Below are 4,692 nucleotides of genomic sequence, written 5' to 3' on the forward strand. Positions count from 1 at the left end.
GCATGACGACGACGCGGTGGGCGATATCGGCGACGACGCCGAAATCATGCGTGATGAAAAGCACACCCGTGCCGCGCCGCGCGCGCAGTTCTGCGATCAGCTTGAGGATCTGCGCCTGCGTCGTGACATCGAGCGCGGTCGTCGGCTCGTCGGCGATCAACAGCGCAGGATCGAGCACCAGCGCCGCCGCGATCATGATGCGCTGGCGCTGCCCACCTGAGAGCTGGTGCGGATAGGCATCGATCATGTGCTCGGGATCGGGCAGATGCACCGCACGCATGATTTCGAGCACCCGCTCGCGACGCCCTTTGGCGTCAAGGGTGGTGTGGATCTCGAGAATCTCGGCGATCTGGTTGCCGACCCGTTCCACCGGGTTGAGCGCCGTCATCGGCTCCTGGAACACCATCGCCATCTGCCGGCCGCGGATTGCGCGGAGCTCCGCTTCGCTCTTTTGCGTCAGCTCCTCGCCCTTGAGGCGGATCGAACCGCTCCTCACCGAGAGCGACCCCTTCGGCAGCAGTCCCATCACCGCCTGCGCGGTGACCGATTTGCCGGAGCCGGACTCGCCGACCACGCAGACGATCTCGTTGGCGCCGACGGAGAGATCGATGCCCTGCACGGCATGGGCGCGGTCGCCGCCGCCGTGGATCGCGACCGCAAGATTGGAGATCTCCAGAACCGGCGCGCTCATGTCACACGCGCTTGGCCATTTTCGGATCGAGCGTGTCGCGGAGGCCATCGCCCAGCACGTTCACGGCCAGAATGGTCGCAGCCAGCATGATCCCGGGATAGATGATGTTGTGCGGATAGAGGCTAAAAACCTGCCGGCCCTCGGCCATGATGTTGCCCCAGGTCGGTACCTCAGGCGGCACGCCGATGCCGAGGAAGGAGAGGATCGCCTCGACCAGGATCGCCGAGGCGCAGGTGAACGTGCCCTGCACGATCAGCGGCGCGATCGTGTTCGGCAATACATGGCGCCATAGCAGTGTCGCCGTGGGGGTGCCGAGGGTGACGGCCGCCTCGACATAGGGCTCCTCGCGCACGCCGAGCACGATGGAGCGTACCAGCCGCACCACGCGCGGGATTTCAGGCACGGCGATCGCCGCGATGACCGCGCCCACGCCGGCACGGAACAGCGACACCATCGCGATCGCCAGCAGGATCGCGGGGATCGCCATCAGCCCGTCCATGATCCGCATCAGCACCGCGTCGAGCCAGCGGAAGAAACCCGCCAGAAGCCCGATGAACAGACCCGCCACGATCGAGATCACCGCGACCGCGATGCCGATCAGGAGCGAGACGCGCGCGCCATAGACGACGCGGCTGTAGATGTCGCGGCCGAGACTATCGGTGCCGAACCGCGCGACCATCTTGATGCGCTCGCCGGTGTCGGTTCGCATGCTGATTTCCATCCCCGGCACGCGATTGCGCGCGGCCGGATTGATCGCGGTGGGATCGATGGTGCCAAGAAAGGGCGCGAGCAGCCCGATCAGGACGACCAGCAGGATGACTAGCCCGCCGGCGATCACGCCGGGATGTCGCATCGCCCTGGCGGACGCCGTCGGCCGGCTGGCTACGGCCGGAACGGCAGGTTCGATCGTCGTGAGTTCGGCCATCAGTAGCGGATCCTGGGATCGAGCAAGGTGTAGGTCAGGTCGACCGCCAGATTGATCATCACATAGGTGAAGGAGAACAGGAGAATAACGGCCTGAATCGTCGGATAGTCGCGGGCGAGCACGGCGTCGACCGTGAGCCGGCCGAGACCAGGAATGGTGTAGAGGCTTTCGGTGACCACCACGCCGCCGATCAGCAAAGCAATTCCGAGGCCAATCACCGTGACGATCGGCACGGCGGCATTGCGCAGCGCGTGGCGGAACAGCACCCTGCGCTCGATCTGGCCTTTTGCGCGCGCCGTGCGGATATAATCCTCCGAGAGCACCTCGAGCACGCTGGCCCGCGTCATGCGCGCGATCAGCGCGATGTAGATCACCGAGAGCGTCAGCGCCGGCAGGATCAGCCGCTGCGCCCAGCCCCAAATCCCATCGCTGATGTGCTGATAGCCCTGCACCGGCAGCCAGTTCAGCCAGACCGCAAACACGTAGATCAGGAGATAGCCGACCACGAAGGTCGGCACCGAAAAGCCCAGCACCGAAAAGCCCATCACCAGGCGATCGACCCAGCTGCCCTGGCGATGCGCCGCCAGCACGCCGAGCGGGACTGCGACGAGGACCGCAATCACGATGGTGAAGAAGGCCAGCGACAAAGTCGGCTCGATGCGTTCGCCGATCAGTTCGGCCACGGTCTTCTTGAAGAAGAAGCTCTCGCCGAAATCGCCGTGCAAAACCTTGCCGATCCAGATCACGAACTGCTGCAGCATCGGCTGGTCAAGGCCGAGCTGGCTCCTGATCTGCGCCACCTGCTCGGCGGTGGCGTTGTCGCCGGCGATGATCGCGGCGGGATCGGACGGCGTCAGCCGCAGCATCAAGAAGATGAACACGGCGACGACGAGCATCACCGGGATGGTCTGCAGGAGCCGCCTAAAAATGTAAGCGAGCATGTTCAAGAGCGGGCAACCTCACGCGGATCCCGGGCGGGGCGATCCGCCCGGGGGATGCCGACCAATTCACTTCTTCTCCAGGTTCCAGAACACCGGCGCTGGAGCTGCCAAAAATCCCGTCACGTTCTTGCGCAGCGCCACCGGCTGCAGATATTCGCCGAGCGGGATCAGCTGGGTCATCTCGATGTTGCGCAGCTGCACGGCCTCCGCAATCGCCTTCTGCTTCGCAGGGTCCGGCTCCCTGGCGAATTCGTCGCGCAGCTTCTCCATCTTCTCGTCGCAGGGCCAGCCGAACGAGGCCTTGTCGCAGCTTGAATTCACATAGGCCGCCGAGACCGGGTTCATGACGTCGGCGGTGACCCACGAGGTCATGAAAGCATGCCAGCCGCCGGCATTGGGCGGGTCCTTCTTGGCGCGGCGCGCCACCAGCGTCTGCCAATCCATCGACTGCATGTCGACCTTGAAGCCGGCCTTCTCCATCAGCGATTTGGCGACCGGCGCGAGGTTGGTGAGCGCCTTCAGGTCGGTCGAGTGCATCAGCACGACAGGCGTGCCGTCGTAGCCGGCTTCCTTCAGCAGCTCCTGCGCCTTCTTCACGTTGGAAGTCAGGATGCCGTCAGTGCCCGCCAGCGAACCGAACGGGGTATCGCAGATGAACAGCGCCTTGCACTCCTTGATGTAGTCCTCGCTGCCGATGGTCGCCATCAAAAAGTCTTCCTGATTGAAGGCATACCACAGCGCCTGCCGGATTTTCGGATTGTCGAACGGCTTCTGCAGCCAGTTCGGGCGGAACACGTATTGCGCCTTGAGCTGCGGAATGTTGAGGATGGTGATGTCAGGATCTTTCTTGAGCACATCGAGCAGGTCGTGGCTCGGCTGCTCGATCATGTCGATCTCGCCCTTCTGCAGCGCGTTGACCGCCTGCTGCTGATCGGAGATCGCGAGCCATTCGACGCGGTCGAGGTGCGCGACCTTGCCGCCGGCGAGACCCGAGGCCGGCTCCGAACGCGGCTTGTACTTGTCGAACTTGACGAACACGGTCTTGTCGCCCGGCTTCCATTCGTCCTTGACGAAAACGAACGGGCCGGAGCCGGTCAGATCCTCGATCTGCTTGTACGGGTCGGTCTCGGCGACGCGCTTCGGCATCATGAAGGGAACGTTCGACGACGGCTTTGAAAGGCCGAGCAGCACGAGGCCGGTCGGCTCCTTGAGCTTGATCGTGAAGGTCTTTGCGTCGACCGGCGTGATGGCCTCGACGAAGGACATCATCTTCTGGCCCATCGCGTCACGCGCGCCCCAGCGCTTGATCGAGGCGGCGCAATCCTCAGAGGTGACCGGATTACCGTCGTGCCAGACGAGGCCTTCGCGCAGGGTGAAAGTATAGGTCTTGCCGTCGGCCGAGACCTCGTACTTGTCGACCATCTGCGGCTTGATGTCGCCCTTCTCGTCCTGCGCCAGCAGCGTGTCGTAGATCATGTAGCCGAAGTTGCGGACGATGTAGGCGGTGGTCCAGATCGGATCGAGGATTTTGACGTCCGAATGCATCACCGCCTTCAGTGTCGTACCTGCCATCGCCGGCGCCGTTGCAAACGAAAGTCCCGCAGCGCACAGCGCGGCGAACACGGCCCTTCTGATGCCACCCATCCTGATCTCCTCAAAACCTGGTCGCGAGCGTCCCTCGCGCATTGGTCCAATTACTACAGATGTCATGGGCCCTTACAACTGGAAACCGCCGTGCGGAGCAGCCGGATCGGCCCGTCGCCACGCCGCAACCACTGGCATAAGAGCGATTGACTAAGGATCGGGCGAAAGCGCTGGTCAACCGGCCCAAGAAAGCGGCATGGGCAGATGGCGCAGTCTCGGAAAGCGGAACACGCACGGGGAGCGTCGTCGACGCTTTCGGATATCAAACAGCTGGTTGAGAGCACGGGCCCGCATTCTCGCGGCGCGATTTGCACCCGAGCTTTGCGATCAACGACCCTCAAACGAGAGGGCGCAGGGAATGCCGCATAGGCGTTAAGATAGCACGGGCATCGATTGATATCGACGTTTTCGTGGAGGCTCGTAGAGATGCCTGCGGAGTGTCCGTTTGCAGTGACGCAAGCAGCGGATGGTTGGCTGTGGGATAATTGCCT

4 protein-coding genes are annotated in these 4,692 nt (G+C 63.3%); all 4 read right to left on the reverse strand.

The window, feature by feature from the left end; all coding sequences use genetic code 11:
* Positions 1 to 691: ATP-binding cassette domain-containing protein (locus tag JOZ76_RS25035; RefSeq protein ID WP_291703178.1), on the reverse strand; the 691-nt coding region annotated here is incomplete at its 3' end.
* Position 692: 1 nt separating this feature from the next.
* Positions 693 to 1,616 carry an ABC transporter permease gene (locus JOZ76_RS25040; protein WP_291703179.1) on the reverse strand — a complete coding sequence of 308 codons (924 nt, stop codon included), beginning with the start codon at positions 1,614 to 1,616 and terminating at the stop codon, positions 693 to 695.
* Positions 1,616 to 2,557 (reverse strand): ABC transporter permease, encoded by a 942-nt coding sequence (locus JOZ76_RS25045; protein WP_291703182.1) that lies wholly within the window; start codon positions 2,555 to 2,557, stop codon positions 1,616 to 1,618. The genes JOZ76_RS25040 and JOZ76_RS25045 overlap by 1 nt, the downstream gene beginning before the upstream one ends.
* Before the next feature lie 66 nt (positions 2,558 to 2,623).
* Complete coding sequence (locus JOZ76_RS25050) at positions 2,624 to 4,201, reverse strand: ABC transporter substrate-binding protein (protein ID WP_291703180.1); 1,578 nt, start codon at positions 4,199 to 4,201, stop codon at positions 2,624 to 2,626.
* Between the last annotated feature and the right edge of the window lie 491 nt (positions 4,202 to 4,692).

Origin of the sequence: Bradyrhizobium sp. (assembly GCF_019244115.1) — a bacterium.
Classification (GTDB): Bacteria; Pseudomonadota; Alphaproteobacteria; order Rhizobiales; family Xanthobacteraceae; genus Bradyrhizobium.